At 68.8% G+C, this 22,291-nt stretch carries 24 protein-coding genes and 1 pseudogene; 9 read left to right on the top strand and 16 right to left on the bottom strand.

What is annotated here, in order from left to right; all coding sequences use genetic code 11:
- Positions 1–55 precede the first annotated feature (55 nt).
- The 8 genes and pseudogenes from ACLBYD_RS00710 to ACLBYD_RS00675 all read right to left on the bottom strand — a co-directional run bounded on the left by ACLBYD_RS00710 (position 56) and on the right by ACLBYD_RS00675 (position 6,519).
- Positions 56–908: pseudogene (locus tag ACLBYD_RS00710) on the bottom strand (methylamine utilization protein).
- Between the two features lie 60 nt (positions 909–968).
- Complete coding sequence (locus ACLBYD_RS00705; protein WP_059382059.1) at positions 969–1,289, bottom strand: cupredoxin domain-containing protein; 321 nt, start codon at positions 1,287–1,289, stop codon at positions 969–971.
- Positions 1,289–1,630: a cupredoxin domain-containing protein gene (locus tag ACLBYD_RS00700; RefSeq protein ID WP_447815022.1), complete on the bottom strand. Its 342-nt coding sequence runs from the start codon at positions 1,628–1,630 to the stop codon at positions 1,289–1,291. The genes ACLBYD_RS00705 and ACLBYD_RS00700 overlap by 1 nt, the downstream gene beginning before the upstream one ends.
- A gap of 10 nt (positions 1,631–1,640) precedes the next feature.
- Positions 1,641–3,233, bottom strand: a complete 1,593-nt coding sequence (locus ACLBYD_RS00695; RefSeq protein ID WP_447815021.1) for a multicopper oxidase family protein — start codon at positions 3,231–3,233, stop codon at positions 1,641–1,643.
- Positions 3,230–4,534 (bottom strand): hypothetical protein, encoded by a 1,305-nt coding sequence (locus tag ACLBYD_RS00690; protein WP_447815020.1) that lies wholly within the window; start codon positions 4,532–4,534, stop codon positions 3,230–3,232. Before ACLBYD_RS00690 ends, ACLBYD_RS00695 begins: the two co-directional genes overlap by 4 nt.
- The gene (locus ACLBYD_RS00685; RefSeq protein WP_447815019.1) at positions 4,531–5,199 is read right to left on the bottom strand and encodes a methylamine dehydrogenase light chain; all 669 of its coding nucleotides are present in this window, start codon (positions 5,197–5,199) and stop codon (positions 4,531–4,533) included. The genes ACLBYD_RS00690 and ACLBYD_RS00685 overlap by 4 nt, the downstream gene beginning before the upstream one ends.
- Before the next feature lie 102 nt (positions 5,200–5,301).
- Positions 5,302–5,916 carry a redoxin domain-containing protein gene (locus tag ACLBYD_RS00680; RefSeq protein ID WP_447815018.1) on the bottom strand — a complete coding sequence of 205 codons (615 nt, stop codon included), beginning with the start codon at positions 5,914–5,916 and terminating at the stop codon, positions 5,302–5,304.
- Positions 5,917–5,937: 21 nt separating this feature from the next.
- Positions 5,938–6,519: a MauE/DoxX family redox-associated membrane protein gene (locus ACLBYD_RS00675; protein WP_447815017.1), complete on the bottom strand. Its 582-nt coding sequence runs from the start codon at positions 6,517–6,519 to the stop codon at positions 5,938–5,940.
- A 354-nt stretch (positions 6,520–6,873) separates the two neighbouring features.
- On the opposite strand from ACLBYD_RS00675, the gene ACLBYD_RS00670 reads away from it, so the two are divergent.
- The gene (locus ACLBYD_RS00670; RefSeq protein ID WP_447815016.1) at positions 6,874–8,388 is read left to right on the top strand and encodes an APC family permease; all 1,515 of its coding nucleotides are present in this window, start codon (positions 6,874–6,876) and stop codon (positions 8,386–8,388) included.
- Positions 8,385–9,143, top strand: coding sequence for an IclR family transcriptional regulator (locus ACLBYD_RS00665; protein WP_160876618.1), 759 nt, complete (start codon positions 8,385–8,387; stop codon positions 9,141–9,143). Before ACLBYD_RS00670 ends, ACLBYD_RS00665 begins: the two co-directional genes overlap by 4 nt.
- On the opposite strand, the gene ACLBYD_RS00660 is transcribed toward ACLBYD_RS00665, so the two are convergent.
- From ACLBYD_RS00660 to ACLBYD_RS00630, 7 genes are all read right to left on the bottom strand, one after another.
- The gene (locus tag ACLBYD_RS00660; protein ID WP_447815015.1) at positions 9,127–9,936 is read right to left on the bottom strand and encodes an alpha/beta hydrolase; all 810 of its coding nucleotides are present in this window, start codon (positions 9,934–9,936) and stop codon (positions 9,127–9,129) included. The two genes, ACLBYD_RS00665 and ACLBYD_RS00660, sit on opposite strands and share 17 nt — an antisense overlap.
- An 86-nt stretch (positions 9,937–10,022) precedes the next feature.
- Positions 10,023–10,790, bottom strand: coding sequence for an SDR family NAD(P)-dependent oxidoreductase (locus ACLBYD_RS00655; RefSeq protein WP_006553390.1), 768 nt, complete (start codon positions 10,788–10,790; stop codon positions 10,023–10,025).
- 130 nt (positions 10,791–10,920) lie between these two features.
- A complete protein-coding gene (locus ACLBYD_RS00650) occupies positions 10,921–12,168 on the bottom strand; it encodes an MFS transporter (RefSeq protein ID WP_447815014.1) in 1,248 nt (415 codons plus the stop codon).
- Positions 12,165–12,668: a MarR family winged helix-turn-helix transcriptional regulator gene (locus ACLBYD_RS00645; protein ID WP_447815013.1), complete on the bottom strand. Its 504-nt coding sequence runs from the start codon at positions 12,666–12,668 to the stop codon at positions 12,165–12,167. The genes ACLBYD_RS00650 and ACLBYD_RS00645 overlap by 4 nt, the downstream gene beginning before the upstream one ends.
- A gap of 78 nt (positions 12,669–12,746) precedes the next feature.
- A complete protein-coding gene (locus ACLBYD_RS00640; protein WP_447815012.1) occupies positions 12,747–13,445 on the bottom strand; it encodes a TMEM165/GDT1 family protein in 699 nt (232 codons plus the stop codon).
- A 264-nt stretch (positions 13,446–13,709) separates the two neighbouring features.
- Positions 13,710–14,243: a hypothetical protein gene (locus ACLBYD_RS00635; protein ID WP_060652318.1), complete on the bottom strand. Its 534-nt coding sequence runs from the start codon at positions 14,241–14,243 to the stop codon at positions 13,710–13,712.
- A 231-nt stretch (positions 14,244–14,474) separates the two neighbouring features.
- Complete coding sequence (locus tag ACLBYD_RS00630; RefSeq protein WP_006553395.1) at positions 14,475–15,098, bottom strand: superoxide dismutase; 624 nt, start codon at positions 15,096–15,098, stop codon at positions 14,475–14,477.
- Positions 15,099–15,395: 297 nt separating this feature from the next.
- Here ACLBYD_RS00630 and ACLBYD_RS00625 point away from each other — a divergent pair, with 297 nt between their 5' ends.
- The 3 genes from ACLBYD_RS00625 (at position 15,396) to ACLBYD_RS00615 (ending at position 17,915) form a co-directional block, all read left to right on the top strand.
- Complete coding sequence (locus tag ACLBYD_RS00625) at positions 15,396–16,490, top strand: acyltransferase family protein (RefSeq protein WP_447815345.1); 1,095 nt, start codon at positions 15,396–15,398, stop codon at positions 16,488–16,490.
- A gap of 9 nt (positions 16,491–16,499) precedes the next feature.
- Positions 16,500–17,168 (top strand): peptide-methionine (S)-S-oxide reductase MsrA, encoded by a 669-nt coding sequence (msrA, locus tag ACLBYD_RS00620; protein ID WP_447815010.1) that lies wholly within the window; start codon positions 16,500–16,502, stop codon positions 17,166–17,168.
- 156 nt (positions 17,169–17,324) lie between these two features.
- Positions 17,325–17,915, top strand: coding sequence for an Rv1733c family protein (locus ACLBYD_RS00615; protein WP_447815009.1), 591 nt, complete (start codon positions 17,325–17,327; stop codon positions 17,913–17,915).
- A 31-nt stretch (positions 17,916–17,946) separates the two neighbouring features.
- Here the strand turns inward: ACLBYD_RS00615 and ACLBYD_RS00610 are convergent, their stop codons facing one another.
- Entirely contained in the window at positions 17,947–18,882 is a 936-nt protein-coding gene (locus tag ACLBYD_RS00610) for an LLM class F420-dependent oxidoreductase (protein WP_447815008.1), read from the bottom strand.
- A 258-nt stretch (positions 18,883–19,140) separates the two neighbouring features.
- On the opposite strand from ACLBYD_RS00610, the gene ACLBYD_RS00605 reads away from it, so the two are divergent.
- The 4 genes from ACLBYD_RS00605 (at position 19,141) to ACLBYD_RS00590 (ending at position 22,269) form a co-directional block, all read left to right on the top strand.
- Entirely contained in the window at positions 19,141–19,467 is a 327-nt protein-coding gene (locus ACLBYD_RS00605; protein WP_060652314.1) for a rhodanese-like domain-containing protein, read from the top strand.
- Positions 19,467–20,522: a DUF4328 domain-containing protein gene (locus tag ACLBYD_RS00600; RefSeq protein ID WP_447815007.1), complete on the top strand. Its 1,056-nt coding sequence runs from the start codon at positions 19,467–19,469 to the stop codon at positions 20,520–20,522. The genes ACLBYD_RS00605 and ACLBYD_RS00600 overlap by 1 nt, the downstream gene beginning before the upstream one ends.
- Positions 20,519–21,289, top strand: coding sequence for a glycerophosphodiester phosphodiesterase (locus ACLBYD_RS00595; protein WP_059382078.1), 771 nt, complete (start codon positions 20,519–20,521; stop codon positions 21,287–21,289). Before ACLBYD_RS00600 ends, ACLBYD_RS00595 begins: the two co-directional genes overlap by 4 nt.
- Positions 21,290–21,351: 62 nt before the next feature.
- The gene (locus ACLBYD_RS00590; protein WP_447815006.1) at positions 21,352–22,269 is read left to right on the top strand and encodes a DUF5926 family protein; all 918 of its coding nucleotides are present in this window, start codon (positions 21,352–21,354) and stop codon (positions 22,267–22,269) included.
- Positions 22,270–22,291 lie beyond the last annotated feature (22 nt).

The following is a 22,291-nucleotide window of genomic DNA, read 5'->3' as shown; positions in this document are numbered from 1 at the left end:
GCGTGCCACGTGCGTGGTTCCGGCGGCCTCGGCCACCGGAACCACGCACGGGAGATCAGACCAGTGCGGCAAGAGCGAAGGCCGCCAGGGCGATGAGGACACCGCCGGTGAGGGTCTGGACGCGACGGTCGACGATGCACATCGCCGACAGGAAGCCGGGCATCGAACCACCCCGGCGGGTGTGCAGGATGGCCAGTACGCTCGGCATGCAGCGGCCGAGACTGACGGTCGCGAACATCGCGGCGCCGAGCACCGGCGAACCCGAGGCGATCACGCCGAGGACCAGCAGGTAGTACGCGCTGGACCGGATGAAGATCATGAAGCCGGGGCCGATGAGCGCACCGAACAGCAGCGACACCTTCCACGGCGCCATCGTGCGCCGCAGATGGCGGGGGAGTTGCTGACGCCGCATGGGCGCCGGCAGGGTGATCATGCCCAGTTCGTGCAGGCCGTAACCGAGCGCGATCACGCCCCAGGCCGCGAGCATCCACGCCCACGGCACCGAGCCGGTCACGAGCGCACCGAGTGCACCGAAGAGCGCGCCGGTGGGAATGCCCGTCGCGAGCGATCCCAGGGCGTGCCAGCCGAGCCGGCGGACCGGGGTCGACGACCCGCGGCGTCCCGGCTGCTTCGGTGCGGCGACCACACCCGCCACCGACATGCCGCAGGTCGACCAGTTGGCGGCCAGTGCCGTCACCGCACCGGTGGCGATCACCGCGGCGGTCATGGCCGCCGGGGTCGAGGGGNGCCGCGACGAGACCGGCGGCGGCGCCGACCACCGCGGCACCGGTGATCAGGCCGCCGCGGGTCTTCTTCGCGACGGCGTTCTCGAGCGTCGGGCGTATCTCCGGTACGTCGACTCCGAGGGGTGGGTGAGCCAGGGGCTCACGCACGAGTGTTTCCGTCATTGGGATGCTCCTTTGCTGTGGTGCTTACGGATACGACCGGACGGCGGACGGCGTTGTCCGTCACCCGGTCACGGTGACGGTTCCGGTCATGTACCGGTGGACCGAGCAGTGGTACTCGTAGACGCCCGGCGTCGTGAAGGTGTGTTCGAAGCTCCCGTCGGGGGTGATGCCGCTGTCGAACTCGCCCTCCGATCCGACGTGGTGCAGGACCCCGCCGTCGTCGAACGTCCACCGGACGGTGCCGCCCACCGGTACGGTCACGTCCACCGGCGCGAAATGCACGTCGCGGACGACGATCTCCGCGTCCGGCCCGGTGGGGGAGCCGGCACACGAGGTCGCGGCCAGCATCGCGAACGCGGCCACGCCCCACCGGATCCGCATCACTGGACGATGATCGTGCCGACCATCGCGGGGTGCGGCGTGCAGTGGTAGGTGAACGTGCCGGCCTCGTCGAAGGTGTACTCGTAGGTGCCCTCGGTGAGCAGTTCGCTCTTCAGGTCACCTTCGAGCGGTCCGTCACCGGCCACATCGTGCGGCAGGCCCGAGTCGTCGAAGTGCCACTGCACGGTCTGGCCCTTCTCGATGGTGACCGAGGCCGGGCTGTACGACATGTTGGAGACCTCGATGACGACCGCGGGTTCGTCGGCGTCCGCACTGCCGCATCCGGTCAGCAGTCCCATCGCGAGTGTCGTGCCCGCGACCGCGGAAAGAAACTTCTTCATGATCTCGTCCTCACCGGATGTACCGCAGATTCGCGGTCATTCCTGCCTCGAAGTGATAGGCGTTGTGACAGTGGAACATCCACTCGCCCGGATTGTCCGCGTCGAACTCGATGGCGAGTTCGGTCCCCGGAAGCACGTTGACGGTGTCGCGTCGCAGACCGCCGTAACCCGGTACGGCGAAGGTGTGGCCGTGGGTGTGCATGGGATGCCACATCGGCGACGAGTTGACCATCGTGATCCGGATCCGTTCACCCTCCTTCATCACCAGACGGCCGGCGTCGGGGCCGGCCATGCCCCACACGTAGCGGTCGCCGGCCTGGATCAGCTCGACGCGGTAGTCGCGGTCGACGTCCCGCTTCTCGAGCAGTACCGATTCGGCGGGCCGCAGGTCGCTCTCGGGTACGAGTCGCCCGTTCAGCTCCGGGATGTCCCCTCCCACATCGGGGTTCGACATCGGAACCGCGTCGTGGGACCGCAGCACGCTCGACGCGTAACCGTCGCGGCCCTCGACCTTCGCCACGATCGGCCACGCACCGGAACGCACCGTGACGAGCACGTCCACCCGCTGCGCCATGCCGAGTATCACGGTGTCCGCGGTCGTCGGCTGCACGTCGAAGCCGTCCACGGCGACGACGGTCAGTTCGTGACCGGCCACGGCGAAACGGTAGGGCGTCTCCGCCGCCGCGTTGACGACCCGCAGACGCAACCGTTGCCCCGCAGCGGCTTCCACCACGGCGGGATCGTTCGGCGGGCGGCCGTTGATCAGGTGCAGCGGGTACGCGATGTGCTGGGTCATGCCGCCGAGCGGGACGGAGTCCCCGTGGCCCGCCGACGTGATCTGTTGCGCCACCGAAGCATCGGCGTCCGTGTACTCGGCCGGCCCCGAGCCGTGCCCGGCATGACCGTGCCCGGCGACCTGCGGGTTGAGCGCGGCCAGGACCGCGTCGGGGGTGGTGCCCAGACCGTCGACCCAGTCGTCGAGCACGAGCACCGCGTCGGCGTCTGCGCCGGTGGCGTCGTTCGGGTCCTCGATGATCATGGCCCCGAACAGGCCACGGTCGGCCTGCAGTCCGCTGTGCGAGTGGTACCAGTAGGTGCCCGGATCGGGTGCGACGAAGTCGTATTCGAACCGGCCACCGTCGGCGCCGATCGGTTCCTGCGTGACCGGAGCCACACCGTCCATGTCGTTGCGGATCCGGATGCCGTGCCAGTGCAGCGTGGTCTCCTGCGGAAGCCCGTTGTCCACCGACACCCGCACACGGTCGCCCTTCGACAGCCGCAGCTCGGGTGCGACGGCGGCCCCGCCGTAGGTCCACGTGTTCACGATCCGCCCACCGAGGTCCACGGCGCCCACACCCGCAGCGAGCGCGAAGGCTGCCGTCGCCCCCGAGGTGGCGCGGGCCACCTCGGCCGCGGCCACCTCGGGATCGGTGGGACGGATGTAGTCGAGCTCGGCGGCCACCGCCTGCTGTCCGGACGTACCGGAGCTGCAGGCGGTGGCACCGAACCCGAGGGCGCCGAGCCCCACCGCCCCGGTACCGAGGGTGCCCAGGCGGAGGAAGCGTCGGCGGTCGAGCACGAGCCCGGTACCGGGTCGTGTCATCGGATCACCTGCGGGGTCAGGAGCGAACGGATGTCGTCGACGGTGCCGGTGACCTCGGCGGCACTGACCTCGGTGCCGTCGCTCGCCGAGACACCGACGATGCGCTGGGCCGACTCGCCGTCGACCTCGGGGCCCGAACCGACCACGTACAGGATCGATCCGTCCACGGAGAAGGCCATGGACGCGATGTCCGTCATCCCCAGTGCCGCGAGATCGAGGGTGCGGATCGGTGCGAGGCCGGTCGCGTCGAACAACTCGACCTTGACGATGTCGCCACCGCGCGCGGAGTGCGGATGGATCTCGCTGTCGGTGTACTCGATCGCGATCCGGTCGCCCGTGTTGTTGATGGCGTTCTCCGCGAAGCGGCCGCCGTCCTGTCCGGCGTTCCCGATGGGAGCGACGGGATCCTCCGGCAGACCGTTCGAGAAGTCGAAGACGAAGACGTCGCCGGTCGCGCTGACGAGCAGTGCCTTCTTCGCGTCCGCGGCCCAGGTCACCTTGCGGTTGCTGACGAAGTCGTCGGGCAGCACCTTGGTGCGCGCCGTCTCCGTGGGGACACCGGCATCGTCGATGGAGATCTGGATCAGCTCGCGGGTGTCCTCGCACACGCTGTAGAGCTCGTGGTCGACGAGCCAGGTGAACGGACCGCACCCGATGATCTGCAGCGCGCCGCTCTCCTTGCCGGCCTCGAGGTCGACGACGCGGACGCCGTACAGGCCGTCGTCCCATGTCACGAAGTACTTCCCGTCCGAGGTGACGGCACTGGACCCGGGACGCGAGTGCGCGCGGGCGTAGTCGGGCAGTTCGATCTCGTCCGGCTCGAGCAGGTCGCCCGAGTAGGTGGTGACGGTGAAGTCGGCCTGGCCGCGCGAACCGCGGGGCCGCCACACTTCGGCGGCGAGAACCGCCGGGTCCGAGGAACTCTCGCCGACGAACCCGTGGATGACCGGATCCCAGATGCCGGGACCCACGACGATGCGACTGCTCGCGACACCGGTGACCGGGTCGAGGACGTTCACACCGATCTCGAGTCCGCCCGGAGTCCGGAGGACCGCGAGCAGGTCGTTCTCGCTCGCGGGCTGGATCTCCGAGACATGCACGGGTTCCGGGATGGTGTCGCCGATCTCCTGGTCGTCGTGACCGAGGGAGATGCCCTCACCGGGAGTGGTGTAGGGGACGGTCGGGTAGCTGACCTCGCCCGCCGCGGCGGAGGAGGAGTCGTCGTCGCTCGAGCACGCCGCGAGGGACAGTGCGAGAGCGAGCGGGACGGTCGCGGCGACCGCCCGTTGGGTGCACTTCATGATCCGGCGCCCACCTTCGGTCGTGCGGCGGGACGGGTCTGGCAGTCCTCACCGATGATCGGTGCCATCGTGCAGGTGTACGACTGGGATTCGTCGGACACGCACCAGATGATCTCCTGGTCGAAGCTGCCCGAGACCGGGTTGTACATGATGGCCTGCATGTCGGGCTCACCGCAGAAGGCGTTCGAGCACGACGGTGCACCACAGCAGTCGTAGTAGGCGATCAGGTAGGTCTTACCGGTGTCGGGATGCGTGCAGCATCCGACCCAGAACTCCGCTCCGGGACGGCTTCCCGGCGCACAGGTGGTGACACCGCCGCCGTTGCAGGCCGCGCACGAGGTGCCGTCCATGTTGCACCAGCGCCAGTACTCGCACTCGGCGGGGTCCTTGCCGTCGTAGACCGGAACGAACGGTTCGGGTTCGGCGGGGGCCGGAGCCGGCGGCTCCTGCGCCAGCGCAGTGCGGGTGACGGGCAGCGAACTGATCAGTGCCACACCGGAAACGCCCATGGTCCACCGGCCGATCTTGCTGATCACCGAACGGCGGGAGACCCGCTCGGACATCCTGCGGCCGGTGCGGCCGATGAAGGATCCGCCGCGGCCGGCCATCCATTCGGCCTGTTCCTCGACGGTGGCTTCGTCCACCGGATATCGGTTCTCATGCATCTCCGGTTCACCGGATGAGGGTCTGAGGTCCAACGACGTACTCCGATCTCGAGAAGGGGATGAGATTCCGCCCGTACCGACGGCGCGGTCGGCGCTCGCAGATCACAGACCGGCTGCGGCGCGAGTCTTGGCTGCCTCGTGCAGGTGCTGCAGCGAGGGCGTACCGGATTCGAGTGCGTTGAGGAGGGATTCGACCTGCGCCATGTGGTTGCACAGGCCCTTGGCCTGGATCTTGCCGTGCTCGTCGAGGATCACGCCGTACGGAGTGGTGCCCACCTGGTAGGCGATGCCCACATCGCGGGCGTCGACGTAGCTGAGCTCGGCACCGATACCCGAACCGGCGAGGAAACTCCGGTGCTCCTCGGGCGTGCCGTCGGAGATGATGACGACCTCGAGATCCTTCTCCGCCTTCGCCATCGCCTTGACGCCGGGCAGCAGGCTCTTGCAGGTCGAGCACGACGGCGCGGTGAACAGCAGCAGCTGCGCCTTGTCGCGGTGGCCACCGACGCCGACCTCGCGGCCGAGGTGGTCCTTCAGGCCGCGGAAGCTCGGAGCGACCTGAGCGATCTTCGGGCCGGTGTCCATCATCCGGGCGCCGAGGGGGCCGAGACGCACCTGCACGCGCCCGATCTCGCGAGCGAGGGCGAGCAGCATGAGGAACAGCGCCGCGACGGCGACGGCCAGCACGATGACCGCGATCAGCAGGAAGGTGTTCACAGATTTCTCCGTTCGGATGTGTCAGTACCGCGAGAGGGTCGAGGCGGCACGGAGTTCGATCGAGGCCTTCGTCAGGTGGTCGTCGACCGGGCGTCGGCCCGGATGCACGATCGACCGCACCTGCACCGCGGTGACGACCACGACCAGCACCAGTGCGGCGAGCGCGACGGCGAGGAGGTGCTCGGCGAGCGACGGTGCGCCGGCGGGAACGAGGGCCAGGGCTGCGGAGACGAGCACGAACGCACCGGCCCGCACCGCGTGGAACCACCCGATCCGCGGGATGTCGTGGGAACCGAATGCGAAACAGCCGCAGTCGAGGTCACGACGGCCTCGGAGAAGGTTGATCGTCAGGCCGCCGAAGAAGCACAGGAACAGCAGTGCGGCGCCTGCGGCCGCCCATCGTCCGGCGATGCCGGTGATGAGCGCGGCACCGAGGACGATCTCGGCCCACGGCAGCGCGAACGACACCGCGTCCTCGAGCGGCGCAGGCAGCAGCTTGTACCCGCGTACCGTGCGCAGCAGACCCTGGCGGTCCCGGGTCTTGGGGATGCCGGCGAGCAACAGCGTGCCTCCGACGATCGATGCGATCAGCACCCACAGCATGTGTGCGACCACTCCTTCCGTTTCGCTTCGGGACCTCGTCGAGGTCCCGGCGGATCCCTCGCAGGTCGGGATGGACACATCCTGCTGTGGTCTCGAGTCGGGCATGCGACGCCGGAGAAACGAACGGGGACACCCCGAACGAGAACGCGAGCCCTCGAATTCAGGGGCGTCGGGGCTCGGCGACGTGGGCTTTTGTGTTCGCCCGAGTCCGCGCGGAAGGCGGTGGCGTGATGCACCTCGCATCGCCGCTGCGAGCGGATTCCCACTTGGACGGCACGTCGTGTTCGCGCAGGTAATGCGGCTGTAACAGAACGGGGTTAGCGTCCGGACGAATCCAGTGAAAGGACCACGGCCGTGACGTCAGCACTCCGGGCGGCGATCGACCGCGCACAAGACGCGGAACCCACCGGGGATCACGTGCGCTCACCCCTGCACGCGCTCGGCCGCCGGCAGTTGTCCCAGCTCGACCTGATCGGGCAATCGCTGTCGACGATCGCTCCCGCAACCGGAATGGTGTTCATCGCCCTGTGGATGACCGTGAGTGCTCCGGGACTCGGCGGTGTGCTCACCATCGCCGCGACGACCGGCGTCGTCGTGCTGGTCGCATGGTGCATCACGCAGTTCACGCGACGCCTGGCCGCGGCGGGTTCGCTCTACAGTTTCGTCTTCCAGGGACTCGGTACGCGCGCGGCGCTCGTGACAGGCACGGCGCTCATCGTCGGATATCTCGGCATCTCGATCTCCGTGCTGGCCCAAGGAGCACGCACGGTATCGGATATCGGTGAGCTTGCCGGACTGCATCTTCCGGGGACGGGACCGTGGCTGGTGACGGCGGCGGTGCTCGGTGGGGTCGTCGCCCTGATCGCGATCCGCGGCGTGCGGTTCGCGACCCGCGCGATCCTGCTCGTCGAAACGTGTTCGCTGGTACTGATCGTCGCGACGATGCTGGTCGCGCCGGCGGGTGGCTCGACGACGAGCGAGCTGCCGGTCTCACCGCTGAGCCTGCTGCCCTTCCTGGCGCTCATGACCGTCCTGTCCATGGCCGGATTCGAGAGCGCGGCGTTCTTCGGACCCGAGGCCCGCCGGCCACTCGTCACGGTCAGCCGGACGGTGCTGATCACCCCGCTCGTCGTCGGGGCGCTGTTCGTCTTCGCGGCCGTCGCCTCGCTGACCGGGCGCGGATCGCTCATCATCGGAGCGTATTTCGACGGTGTCGATTCCGGTGCGTCGTGGGCGGTCGTACTCGCGGTGAAGACGGGCATGGCGTGCTCGTGGTTCGCGTCGACGCTCGGCTGCGCACAGGCAGGTTCGCGACTCCTGTACTCGATGGGCGTGGAACGGGTGCTGCCGTCCACCCTCGCCCGCGTGCACGGCACCCTGCGCACGCCCTACCTGGCGGTGGGCGCGTTCGTCGCGGTGAGCGTCGCGGGCGCGGTTCTGTACATCCTGGCGGCGGACGCGGATTCGTCCGTCTTCGACGGTGTCGTCGAGGTCGCGCTGGTCGCGGCGTACACGCTGGTCGCGGTGGCATCCCTGCGGTTCCTGCACCGCATCGGTGAGGACACCACGTGGACGCGGGTCGCGGCGGTGTTCGTCGCGTTGCTCGGTGGTGGTCTGCTGGTGGCCACGGCCGTCGACGGGGTCACGCACTCGCTGCTCGTCGTGCCGGTGGCGCTCGTCGCGCTCCTCGTGTCGGGACCGGTCTGGCGCGCGGTGCTGCGCCGGCTCCGCCCGCAGAGTCTTGCGACGATCGGGGCATTCGACACCGTCGAGACCACCGATCTGCTGCCGGGGGCGGGGACACTGGTTCTCGACGAGCACGGGCGGCCGCGGATCGTCACGGGGGGCACACAGGAGGAGCGAATGTGACCGCCCACGTGCCGATCCGATCCTCCGAGACACCTTTCGGAGGACGACAACCCCATGCCGTGCAGAAGGCACTGGGGATGCTCGAGGCCGTCGCACAGCTCGGTCCCGGCACCACCGCCAAGGAGATCGCGGCGTTCGCCGGAGTGCCTCCCGCCACCGCCTACCGGATGCTGAACCTGCTCGTCGCGGACGGCTATCTCGTGCGCGTCCCCGACCTGTCGGGTTTCGCGCTCGGTCGTCGTACCGCCGAACTCGCCCAGGCCGCAGCGGAATCCACTCCGTCCGAGTCGCTCCACGACGTGATGGAGGATCTGCGGGGGTGCACGCGTTTCGGGCTGCACGTCGCGTCCTTCGCCGGGAGCCGGCTCCGGTTCGTCGACCAGGATCCGGACCACGAGATCGTCGCCATCACCACGCTGTCGAAGTCGTTGCACGCCAACGCCATCGGCAAGCTGATGCTGGCACATGTGCCGGGGGCGGCTCCGGACGCCGAGTTGCGTCGGCTCACCGAGTTCACGATGTGCGACCGCGAGTCGCTGGCGCGGGAGCTGCGCGAGATCGTCTCGTTCGGTTACGCGCGGGAATGCCAGGAGACGCGGCTGGGCCGGGCGGCGCTGGCCGTCCCGATCCGCGACTCGTCGTCCTTCGTCGTCGGCGGCCTGTACCTGCACGGGTCGGCCGCGAAGGTGCAACCCGATCCCGATCTGGTGAGATTCCTCGTCGACGGCTCCGCCAGGCTCACAGGCCTGCTCTGAGCCGGATCAGGGCGTCCACCACGGGCGCGCCGAACATCGGCGGATCGTTGTGTTCGAGACCGTCGAGCTCGACCCGCTCGTGCAACTGCCGGGCGGCATCGGCGACCGCCGTGCTCTGGGCGGGCGGGACGATGCTGTCGGCGGTGCCGTAGACGACCGTGATCGGCACGTCGATGCGGGCGACGAGTTCGGCGACGGGGAACTCGTCCTTCAGCGCTGAGGCGGGGACGAACGGATAGTGGTGCCGGGCCACGGCGGCGAGGTCGGTGAACGGTGAGCGCAGCAGCATCCCGGCGGGAGGTTCGTCGACGGCGAGCGCGGTGACCACGGCGCAGCCGAGGCTCTCCCCGAAGTACAGCAACCGGGCGGGGTCGACGTCGTCGCGTGAACGGAGATGCTCGAGGGCCGCGCGGGCGTCGGCGGCGAGACCCTCCTCGGTGGGGGAGCCGGGATTGCCGCCGTACCCGCGGTAGTCGAACAGGAGCGTCGAGAAACCCGCCGCGGCGAGGTCGGCGGCGGTGTCGACGCGGCCGAGTCGGTTGCCGCCGTTACCGGGAGCGAGGAGAACCGTGAAGCCGGCTCCGGGGCCATCGGGGGCGCGACCGGGCACGAACCAGGCGTCGAGCTCGAGACCGTCGTCAGTGGTGAGCACGACGTCCTCGGCACCGGGCAGGACGGTCGCGGCGGACGGGGGAGTGGAGCTGTCGGGCAGGTAGATCAGGCGTCGTTGCAGCGCCCAGCCGGCGACGCCGACGAGCGCGACGACGAGCACCACGGCGAGAACGATCCGCATGGGTCCGGTCTAACGCATGTGCGCGTTCCCGGCAGCCGGAACTGCCGGAAACGCGCACGGAAGAGGCGGGGTTACCGGAGGAAGGGTTACCGCGGCGCCATGCGCAGCGCGCCGTCCATGCGGATGGTCTCACCGTTGAGGTAGTCGTGCTCGACGATCATCTGCGCGAGCTGCGCGTACTCAGCGGGCTGGGCGAGCCGCGACGGGAACGGCACACCGGCCTCGAGGCCCTTGCGGTACTCCTCGGTGACACCGGCGAGCATCGGGGTGTCGACGATGCCGGGGGCGATGGTGTTGACGCGGATGCCGAACTGCGCGAGGTCGCGTGCGGCGGGGACGGTCATGCCGTGCACGCCACCCTTCGACGCGGAGTACGCGATCTGACCGATCTGGCCCTCGAACGCCGCCACCGAGGCGGTGTTGATGACGACGCCGCGCTGACCCGACTCGTCGACCGTCTCGGTCTTGGAGATCGCGTCGGCCGCGAGGCGCATGACGTTGAAGGTGCCGAGCAGGTTGACGGTGATGACCGTGCGGAACAGCTCGAGGTCGTGCGGGCCGTTCTTCGACAGGATGCGGCCGGCCCAGCCGACACCGGCGCAGTTGACGACGATGCGCAGCGGAACACCCGACTCGACGATGCGGTCGACGGCGGCCTGCACCTCGTCGCCGCTGGTCACGTCGGTGGCGAGGAGCGTGACACCCGCGGGTGCGGCATCGCCGACGCGGTCGATGGACTGCTGCAGGTCGAGGCCGAAGACGGTGGCTCCGGCGTCGGCGAGACGGCGTGCGGTTGCGGCGCCGAGACCGGATGCGGCACCGGTCACCAGTGCGGCGGATCCCTGAATCTCCACTGTTCGTATCTCCTGTCCCGAGCCGAGGGCTGCGTGAACCCGACGGGTTCGGGCTCGTTGACACCGAGTCCGACTCCGTCGGGTTCTCTCACAGAGCCCTACGGCGTGTGAGTGTCGTTCGTCACGAACCCTAACCGGTCACGGCCGCGGGTTCCGCGGGGGTCGCGATCCGGCGGCGCAGTGCGACGACTCCCATCGCCGCGGCGACGAGACACGCGACGGCACCGAGCAGCAGTCCGGCCCGGCCACCCCACTGCTCGCAGACCCATCCGGCGATGGGACCGCCGATGGCCGTGGAGCCGAGGAAGGCGACCGACCACAGGGCCATCACCCGTCCGCGCATCGTCGGCGCGGAGGCGAGCTGCAGCGAACTGTTGGTGGTGGACGTGAACGTCACGCTCAGTGCGCCCACGATCACCATGAGCACGATGAGCGTGGTCAGGTTCGGGGCCGCGGCGGCGACCGCCATGGCGATGCCGAACGCGAGGGAGGTGAGGATCAGCGGCCGGGTTCCGGTGCGACCCCAGGTGGCGACGGCGAGCCCACCCACCACCGATCCGGCGCCCATCGCGGCGGTGAGGAAGCCGTAGGCCCCGGCACCGGCAGCGAAGGTGTGGTCGGCCAGGACTGGCAGAACCACCTGGAACTCGAAGGCCAGACATCCGACGAGCGCCATCATCAACAGCGGGACGGCCAGGTCGGACGTGCTGCGGACGTAGGCGAAACCCTCGCGCAGCTGTCCCTTCGCGCGGGCGGCGGCGGGGGAGCGCTGGAGCCGGGAGACGTCGAGTCGCAGCAACGAGGTGACGACGGCGACGAAGCTCGCGGCGTTGAGCAGGAAGCACACGCCGAGTCCGCCCGCGGCGATGACCAGGCCGGCGACGGCCGGGCCGATCATGCGGGAGCACGAGGCGAGGACCGACTGCAGGCTCACGGCGTTGCGCAGATCCTCCGGACCGACCAGTTCGAGCATGAACGACTGTCGGGCGGGGTTCTCGAAGCACTGGTTGAGGCCGAGCGCGACCGCCAGGACGTAGACGTGCCACAGGGCGATGGTGTCGGTGACGACGAGCAACCCCAGGATCAGGGCCTGCACACCCATGAGGGTCTGCAACCCGATCATGAGCCGGCGTTTGTCGGATCGGTCGGCGACCACGCCGCCGTAGGGGCCGAGCAGCAGCATCGGCACGGTCTGCAGCGCGAGCACGATGCCGATGGCGGTCGCGGAACCGGTGAGCTGCAGGACGAGCCACGACTGCGCGACCGTCTGCATCCACGTGCCGATGAGCGAGACGGCCTGGCCGCTGATGTAGAGGCGGAAGTTGGGCCCGCGCAGGGCGGCGAAGGTCTGTCCTCTGATGTCGGCGAGCACTGTCACGGGCGACCCCCCTCGGCGGAGGGGCGCGGTGAATCGGCGACGCGCTGCGAGAGTGCCTCGAGGGCGGGCAGCGCGTCGTGCAGAGCTTCGAGGTGCCGGTCGTCCAGTTCGGCGAGGTGACGGGCGAACAGGGCGGTGCGGCGGTCGCGCAGTTCCGCCGAGAGTGCGGCACCGGCGGGAGTGATGTGGACGCGGACGACGCGCTTGTCGTCGGCGTCGGGGGACCGGGTGAGCAACCCGGCGTCCTCGAGTTTGCCCACCATGCGCGAACACATGGTGGGGTTGAGCCCTTCGATCTCCGCGAGGTCGCGGACTCCGATCGTCTCGTGGCGGGCGACGGTCGTGAGGAGGGTCGACTGCGAACGCGTCAGCCCTTCCTCCGAGGCGAACATGCCCATGCGGCGGGAGATCCGTCCGATCGCGATACGCAGACGATGGACGTCTTCCGCGTCGAACGGAGGAGTTTCGGATCGAGGGGTGCTGTCCGTGAGTTCAGACATGGAACCACCTCCGAATTTATTTGCCTATCGGCAAGCATACTCCTGTGCGGAGTGGAAAGACACTGCTCGGAACGGTGATCAGGGACGCGTGAGCGCCGGGGCCTCGTCCTCCGTGACACGGCGGGCGCGCCGGCGGACGACCACCATCGCGGCGACGGACAGCAGCAGGGCCACCGCGCCGGCGATCGGTCCGACGACGCCGGTCGCCGGGAACAGGCCGTCGCCGAGCATCCACGCGCCGAAGCCGAAGAACAGGGCGGAAGCGCCGTAGCGAATGGCGTTGTCGGGAAGATGCCGGCCGAGCACGGCACCGATGACGATGGCCAGCGCGTCGGCGGCGACCATGCCGACGGTGGACCCGATCCACACCCCGGCCCAGTTGTTGTCGGTCGCGAGCGTGATGGTCGCGAGCATCGTCTTGTCGCCGAGTTCGGCGAGGAAGAACGCCGAGGTCACGGCGAGGAAGGCGGAGCGCGCGACGCGTCCGGCCTTGGACTGCTCGTCGTCGTCGAGGGAGTCGCCGCGCAGCGTCCACGCGCCGAAGATCAGGAAGGCGATGCCGCCGACGATGGAGATGGCGGTCGCGGGGATCGCGACACCCAGATAGTGCCCGACAGCCACTGACACGAGGTGCACCGCGGTGGTCGCGAACAGGATCCCCGACAGGACGACCCACCAGCGATACCGCAGGGCGAAGGTCATCGCCATGAGCTGGGACTTGTCGCCGAGTTCGGCGACGAAGATGACTGCGAAGGACAGGACGAGCGCGGACCACATATGCGTTTCCTCCTTTCGTATGGAGGAAACGGGGCTTCCTCCGGACGCCGGACGCACGGTGCGACCAGCGGCCGAAGGTCTCGCCCACCGGAGGATGATCCGGTCCGCGGGGCCGGGCAGTGCCGTTGTCGAGCGCCGCCAGTATGTCGACCCTGCGATTGGGGGCTACTCCCCTTCGCCGACGACAACGTTAGCCCGGCGAACCGAATTCTGTAAAGGCAATGCTAACTTTCGGAGAACCGAACTCTCGTTTTCAGGGCGCCCTCACGAAGCGAGCAGCATGGCCAGAATTGCGGTGTCGGGGTCGTTGCCCGGGTCCACTCCCACCTTGCTGACCAGCGCCGTCACCGTGCCGTCCGGTTCGGCCTCGACCCACGCGGCGCGATGCTCGAGCCCGAGATGTGGGATCCCGGGGAGCAGCACGCAGCCCGAGGCGGCGCCGGCGTTCTCCGGCAGTGACGGCGTCGTCTCCGACGGCGGATGCAACATGATCAGTGCCGGCGGCTGATGTTCGGCGAACCGTCCGGGCTGCACGGCACGCTCGCCGAGCACCGGACCCTCGGCGACCACGAGGCCGACGGTTCCGGGTGCGGGGTCGTCGGGCAGTTCTTCCTTGACCCCGAACACCGTCGAGGTGGGCAGCAGTCCCGGCAGTGACGCGATCCGCACCGTCATCGCCAGCACCTGGGCCCATTCACGGGTGGTCGCGGGCCATCTGCCCGAGACCACGAAACCTCGAAGCGAACCGGCGGACTGGAATGCGGACAGCTCGATGCGGCTGTGTTCCTCGGCGTTCATCCCACTCCTCCCTCTCGGTCGGTAAGGGGAGAATGCCCGTTTTCTCCGTTGGCACACAAGAGGTGTCGAGTGCCAGCACTTCCGCTACACCTTTTGTTATCCGCTTCGGCAAATTGCTGCGGCGGATGGCGATTCCTGTAGCGGATGGGGAAGGCCAGGCCCGGAGACGACGAAGGGCGCCGGTGTCCCGGCGCCCTCGCTGTCGGTCTCGCGACCTGTGACCGATCCGTACTAGACGATCAGGCCCGAGGTGGCGGTGCGAGCGCGCTCGAAGCGAGCCTGCACGTCCGCCCAGTTGACGATGTTCCAGAAGGCCTTGACGTAGTCGGCCTTGACGTTCTGGTACTGCAGGTAGAAGGCGTGCTCCCACATGTCGAGCATGAGCAGCGGGGTCAGGCCGATCGGGATGTTGCCCTGCTGGTCGTACAGCTGGACGATGATCAGACGCTGTCCGATCGAATCCCACGCGAGGATCGACCAGCCGGAGCCCTGGATGGAGTTCGCGTTCGCGGAGAAGTGATCGCGGAACTTGTCGAACGAGCCGAAGGCGTCGTCGATCGCGGCAGCGAGCTCACCCTCGGGCTTGTCGCCACCCTCGGGGGAGAGGTTGTTCCAGAAGACGGAGTGGTTGGTGTGACCACCCAGGTGGAAGGCGAGGTCCTTCTCGAGCTTGGTCGCCTGGGCCGCCATGGTGCCGTTCTCGCGGGCCTCGGCCAGCTTCTCGAGAGCGGTGTTCGCACCGGCGACGTAGGTGGCGTGGTGCTTCGAGTGGTGCAGCTCCATGATCTTCGCCGAGATGTGCGGCTCGAGCGCTGCGTAGTCGTAGGGCAAGTCCGGAAGTGTGTATTCAGCCACGAAGGGTCCCTTCTTCACCGGGCCGTCCGGCCCGTGCAGTTATTCCGTACCTTTTCGGGTTTCCACCCAAGTCCATAACTACACCGTCCGCAACATTCCCCGTAATGCGGACACGATCGGACCGCGACTGTGTCGGAGAGCACCCGGAACCGCCCACGCGTCCGGAAAATAGCTCTCACCAGCGCAAACAGCCGGATAGCGGGACCATCGGCAACGGCTGCGTGAACGGGACCTTAACATTGGCGCGTGTTTCGGCCCTTCCTGAACGAACCGACACGCGGGGCCGATGCACCGCGTGTGGATCTGCCGGGCGTCGATGTCGTCCGGTTCGTCGCGGTCGCGGCCGTGCTCTACTCCCACATCGCCTTCTACCTGATCGACGACCTCGGGACGGGCTGGTGGGGCATCGACCTCACCTACGAGGTGCTCGTCAAGGGCGCCGGCCTCAACCAGCACCTGTCGTCCGTCGGGGTGACGGCGTTCATGATGCTCACGGGCATGCTCGTCACCCGGTCCGCGATCCGGCAGGACCGCCGGAAGTTCCTCATCGCCCGGGCCGCGCGGCTCCTGCCGGCCTTCTGGGTGGCGATCCTCGCCGCGGTCGTGCTCGTGTGGCTCGGCATCAACGGCACCTTCAGCGGCCACACCACGGTGTCGGTCTCCGAGGCGTTCCTGTCCTTCTTCCTGGGTGCGTTCTTCCTGAAACCGCAGGTGATCGTTCTCGGCGTGGTGTGGACGCTCGCCGCACAGATCTCGTTCTACCTGTGGTGCGTGGCGGGACGGTCGCTGCTGCGGACGGCGCCGGTGGCGGTGCCGATGCTCGGCGCCGTGCTGTGCATGCTGGTGCTCCTCTACAACCTGTACGTGCCCGAGCCGTACACGGTGCCGTTCCTGTCGAAGATCGCGTCGACGCTGCCGACCTTGTTCCTGGGGCAGATTGTGTACTTCGGCTGGGCCGGCCTGATCTCGCTGCGCGCCCTGCTGGCTGCGATGTTCGCGCAGATCGCGGTGATCGTGATGGCCACGGACATCAACGTCTACTGGTCGGGCAGCCGCTATCTGTGGACGGTGACGGTGGTCTTTGCGGCGATCGTGCTGGTCGCGCGGTACGACGGGCGCCTCGCGCGCTCGACCGTCGTCTCCTGGGTCGCGACCCGCAGCTACTGCATCTACCTGACCCACACCCTCGTGATGTACCGGATCTACGAGAACACCGTCGGCCTCGTCGGCACGACCGCGGCGATCGTGCTGCTGCTGATCGGTTGCGGTCTCGTCGCCGAGGTGCTGTACCGCAGCGTCGAGGTACCGGCTGCGCACTGGATCAAGAGCCGCTGGCTCGCGCCGAAGCAGGTCGCTTCCGACGAACGGACTGTCGCTCCGACCCGCGCGTAGCATCGGGTCATGTCCTGGTTCGACGAGATCCTCGCCCGTGCAGGTTCGAAGTCGCAGATGGTGACGCGCGAGGACGCGCTCCCCGGTCGCGCCGAACCGCTGCCCGTCCCCGAGACCCACTACGTCAACGGCAACCGCATCGTTCCCCCCTTCCCCGAGGGCCTGCAGGCCGCAGTCGTCGGCATGGGTTGCTTCTGGGGCGCCGAGAAGGAGTTCTGGCAGCTCGACGGCGTCTACTCGACCGCGGTCGGCTATTCCGGCGGCTACACCCCCAACCCCACCTACGAGGAGGTGTGTTCCGGCCGGACCGGGCACACCGAGGTGGTGCTCGTCGTCTTCGACCCGAAGGTGATCGGCTACGAACACATCCTGCAGCAGTTCTGGGAGAACCACGACCCCACCCAGGGCATGCGGCAGGGCCACGACCACGGCACCCAGTACCGCTCGGCGATCTACACCCACGACGAGACGCAGATCGAGGTCGCCGAGGCCACGGCCGAAGCGTTCGGCAAGCGACTGGCCGACGCCGGATACGGGCAGATCACCACGGAGATCGCCCCGCTCACGCAGTTCTACTACGCGGAGGACTACCACCAGCAGTACCTCGCGAAGAACCCCAACGGCTACTGCCCCGTCCACGCCACCGGCGTGAGTTGCCCGGTGGGACTCGGCGCCTGAGAGAGCGTCGGGCCTCAGGACCCGAGGTTGACGCGCACCACATCTCCGCTCGCAGTGCGAGTGTGAGATGCGTTGGCGTTCCTTGAACTTCCCCGAAGGCGGACGCATCCTGGAAAAAGGGATCATTCCAGAGGGGGAAAGGGACGGCTTGCCGACATGACGACCAGAGCGGGGTATCTGCGGCGCACACGGCGAAGTCTGCGCAGGCGGGATCCGCTCGTGCGTCGCACCGACAAGCTCGAGGCGCGCTGCTTCACCCTCATGATCGCCGTGATGGCGATCCTGATCCCCGTCGCGGTGTGGGTGTCCGCCACCATGTGGAGCTCCCAGCTCGAACTCTCCGAGAAGCAGAACGCCGAACGCGTCAGCGTCACGGCCGTCCTCGACGCCGATGCCCTGAGCGACTCTTCCGGATGGGGCGAGACCGTGAAGATCTCCTCGGCCCCCGCGACCTGGGGTTGGGGCGACGAGACGCGTCACGCCCTCGTCCAGGTCGACAGTCTCGCGACCGCGGGCAGCGAGGTGCCGGTCTGGGTCGAGGCGAGCACCGGCGAATACACGCAGCCCCCGCTGACCACCTCCGCCGCGAAGTTCACCGCCGTGTTGTCCGGGGTGTCGTTGTGGACGTTCTCGTCCGCCGCCGCGGCCGGCCTGTTCGCCCTCGCGCACTGGCGTCTCGAGGTGCGGCGCAGCCGCGAGTGGAGCCGGGACATCGAAGCGTTCCTCGGCTCCACCAGCAGCCACTGACCCGGGTAGGACTGCAGGCACCGCCTGCGCGTCAGAGATCCGCGACGGCGGGCATGACCTCGTTCGCCACCAGTTCGAGGTGCTCGAGATCGGCGAGATCGAGGACCTGCAGGTAGATGCGTTGCGTCCCGGCCTCGGCGAAGGTGCGGATCTTCTCGATCAACTCTTGCGGCGTGCCCGCGAGTCCGTTCTCCCGCAGTTCGTCGACCTCACGGCCGATCCGTGCCGCGCGACGCGCGATCTCGTCCTCGTCGCGGCCGCAGCACAGCACGAGTGCGTTCGAGTAGGTCAGTTCCTCGGGGTCGCGTCCGGCATCCCGGCAGGCCGAGCGCACACGCTCGAACAGGACCTTCGTCTCGTCCAGTGACTTGAACGGCACGTTGAACTCGTCGGCGTAGCGCGCCGCCAGTGCCGGCGTGCGCTTCTTGCCCGCGCCACCCATGACGATCGGCGGGTGGGGACGCTGGTACGGCTTCGGCAGCGCCGGGGAGTTCTCGATCCGCACGTGCTTGCCCTCGTACGAGAACGTCTCGCCCTCGGGGGTGTCCCACAGGCCGGTGATGACCGCGAGGGACTCCTCGAAGCGGTCGAACCGTTCCTTCAGCGTGGGGAAGGGGATGCCGTAGGCGAGGTGCTCCTCCTCGAACCAACCGGCTCCGAAGCCGAAGTCGACGCGTCCGCCGCTCATGGCATCGACCTGCGCGACGGAGATCGCGAGCGGGCCCGGGTACCGGAAGGTCGCCGAGGTGACGAGCGTGCCGAGGCGGATCGTCGACGTGTCGCGGGCGAGACCGGCCAGGGTGATCCATGCGTCCGTCGGTCCGGGGAGGCCCTCGGCATTCATGGCCAGGTAGTGGTCGGAGCGGAAGAACGCGCCGTAGCCGAGTCGTTCCGCGGTCTGCGCGACGGCGAGGAGGTCGTCGTAGGTGGCGCCCTGCTGGGGTTCGGTGAAGATGCGTAATTCCATGACCCGATCATTTCAGCGCCGGAACCTGCACGGGGCATCGGCGGGCGCCTGTCCACTGTGAGATGTCTCGAGTGTGATTCCCCATGCGTGGATAGACCTGTTGATGAACCTGTGGAAACTGTGGATAACTCCAGCGGATGGGGTTGATGGGGAGTGTTGTGGAGGACCCACCTGTCCCACCTGTGGAACAGGATCGGTACGACCACACCCACATCCGTTCACGCCGCGTGCCACTATTGAGACGTGAGCTTTTCCGACGTGCCCACCGTGTCGGTCGACCTGGTACCCGAACTCGGCGACGAGGTCGTCCTCCTCGACGTCCGCGAGGACGACGAATGGGAACTCGGACACGCCCCCGGCGCGCTGCACATTCCGCTCGCCGACGTGCCCGCCCGCATCGAGGAACTCGACCCCGACGCCGAGATCTACGTGATCTGCAGGCAGGGCGGCCGCTCCCTCGGAGCGGTCGAGTACCTGGCCCGCATCGGGTACGAGACCTTCCAGGTCGCGGGCGGCATGGTGGCCTGGCAGAAGCACGGACTCCCGCTCGTCTCCGAGCGCGACGAACCGGCAAAGATCTATTGATGTCGGCCTATCAGATCTGTGTGCGCTGTGAGAATCGCTGGCCCGTGACCTATCAGCCGCGGCAGTGGTGCCCGGCCTGCCGCGGTGTAATGCTCTCACCCGTCGCCCCCGACGGGTCGGTTCCTCCCTCGCGCCGCAACTTCCGCTGGGTCGCGCGACCCGCGGGTGGCCCTCCGGCGACCGAACCGGCGTCGCCTCCGCGCGGGCGCCCGTCGGCCGAGACCCCGTCCTATCGCGAGATGCCCCGCTGGGGACTGCTCGATCCGCTCCCGGACGAGGACGTCGAACCCGATCGCGCCGAGACCGCCGCCGACCTCGCACCGACGCTGCTCGTCGGCACCGCCGTCGTCTTCGGTCTCGCGGCGGTCGCCGAGGCCGTCCGGTACGGAGTGTTGCTGTACAACCGCACCCGTCTCGTCGACCCGCTCGTGCTCGCGTTGTCGGATGCCGCGGTGTGGGCGACCCAGGTGGTCGGGCCGGTCGTGGCGCTGGCCGCGGCGGTCGCATCCGGGTTGCGGTTGATCGACCTGCGCCGGCGCATCTACGCCGAGCGTGGTCTCGCCGAGTCGCGGTCGCCGCTGTCCATCCTCGCGGGGCTGGTCGTTCCGGGCCTCAACCTCGCGATGCCCGGTGTCTTCCTCACCGAGATCGCCGACCGCGACCCCCGGTTGCTCCGCGCGATCCGCACCTGGTGGGTGTTGTGGGTGGTCAACGGCGTGCTCATGGTGGCGTTGCTCGCGTGGCGTCAGCGCGACACCCTGCAGGCCCGCGCCGACGGCGTCCTGCTCACCGCCGTCCTCGCGGCGCTCGGGGCGGTCGTCGCGCTGTCGACCCTGCACGTCCTGCGCCTGTTCGACGACGCCGATCTGTGGGGACGGCCGCTGCGTCGTCGCCGCTTCACCCACGCGACAGGTCCGGCCTCGTCGCCGATCGCGCCCATCGTCCCCGCCGCCGTGCGCGAGCAGGAACAGGCCCGCGAAGAACAGGACGACGCTCCGGAGTCGGCCGGAGAACGAGCGGACGACGAGGAGCGCGTCGAGGCGGTGGCGCCGTGACCCGCAGCGCGCATCCCCGGGTCGTCGCGCATCGCGGTGCGTCCGCCGCCCTCCCGGAACACACGATCGGCGCCTACGAACTCGCGTTGAAGGAAGGCGCCGACGGCGTCGAATGCGACGTGCGGCTCACCCGCGACGGTCACCTCGTGTGCGTGCACGACCGCACGATCGACCGCACCTCGAACGGCACCGGTGTCGTCAGCGAGATGACCCTCGACGAGCTCGCGCAGTACGACTACGGACGTCCCGGCGAGCCCGCCGACCTGCTCACGCTGCGGCAACTGCTCGAACTCGTCATGGACTTCACGAGCGTCCCGGTGAAGGTCTTCGTCGAGACCAAGCATCCCGTCCGCTACGGCGGTCTCGTGGAGAGCAAACTGCTCGCCGAACTGGCCCGCTTCGGTCTCGCGACCCCGGCCTCCGCCGATTTCTCCCGGGTGGTGGTGATGTCGTTCGCGGCGGGGGCCGTCTGGCGCATCCGCCGGGCCGCGCCGCTGCTGCCCACCGTGCTGCTGGGGGAGACCTCGCGCTACCTGCGCGGCAGTGCCGCGACCACGGTCGGCGCGACCGCTGTCGGTCCGTCGATCGCGACGCTGCGCGAGCACCGCGATCTCGTCGACCGGGCTGCGCTGTCGGGTCGGGCCACCTACTGCTGGACCGTCGACGACCCCGCCGACGTCGAGCTGTGCCGCGAACTGGGCGTCGAGTGGGTCGCCACCAACCATCCCGGGCGCACCAAGCTGCAGCTCGACGCCTTCGATCGGTGAGTACCCCCACCTCGTCCCGCGACCTCGACATCGCGACACGGGTCGCCGTGTAGTTTGACGCCGTGGCCAAGAAGAGCAAGAGAAACAGCGGACCCAAGCCCGGCAGCAACCGCGCCGCGAAGCTCGAGCAGCGCCGGCTCGAGCGGGAAGCAGCGGCCGCCGCGACGTCCCGGCCCTTCGAAGGACTCGCCTTCGAATGCGATCTCGTGGCACTGCGCGAGTTCGTGCCGTCGGCCCTCGCGGAGCTGCCCGCGGCCGAGGACGGCCGTCGCGTCGTGGGTGCGACCATCCTTCCCGGTGGGGTCGCGGCCCTGGTCCGCGAGGAGAACGGTGAGCCGGTCGCGTACGTCGGCCTGCAGCTCGCCGCCGGCTTCGGCCCGGACCCTGCGGGTGAACTGGCCGCGGCTCTGCACTGGGCGCACACGGCCGAGCCGGGCTCGTCGCTGCAGGTCGCGAGCGTCGACGACGACACCCCGCCGCTGGCCGAGCTGATCGACCCGGCGGCCGTACCGGCGATCACCGTCCACAGTGACTTCGACTGGTGGATCCCGGCCGGTGTAGAACCGAGCGCCGAGATCGCGCACACCGTCAAGCACGCGAACGAAGCCGTGCTGCCGTCCGCGCGTCTCGAGGGCGACGGTCTCCGCGGCGCGTGGTGGGTCGATCCGGGCGAGAAGGCGCACCTGCGCTGGGTGCGACCCGAGGACGAGGACGCGCTGATGGCGGCGCTGTCGCGCGTGCACGCGGCGGGCGGTCTGCACCTCGGTGAGGGATCGCGGTTCGCCGGTTCGTTCCGCACCCACGGTCTGCTGGTGCCGGTCTTCGACCTCGACCGCGAGAAGCACCCCGACGAATGGGTCACCCCGACCATCGAGTTCGGGCAGCGCCTCGACGAGGCCCTCGCCGTGGACGAACCGCTCACCGCCGCCGAGCGCCGGTCGCGCGACGGCCTGCGCAGCCGCCAGGTCACCCTGCGCTGACCCGCTCACGACAGCACGAAGG

It is taken from the genome of Rhodococcus sp. C26F (assembly GCF_053345925.1).
The sequence above is the reverse complement of the archived record's forward strand: the minus strand, read 5'-3'. Positions and strand labels throughout refer to the sequence as shown.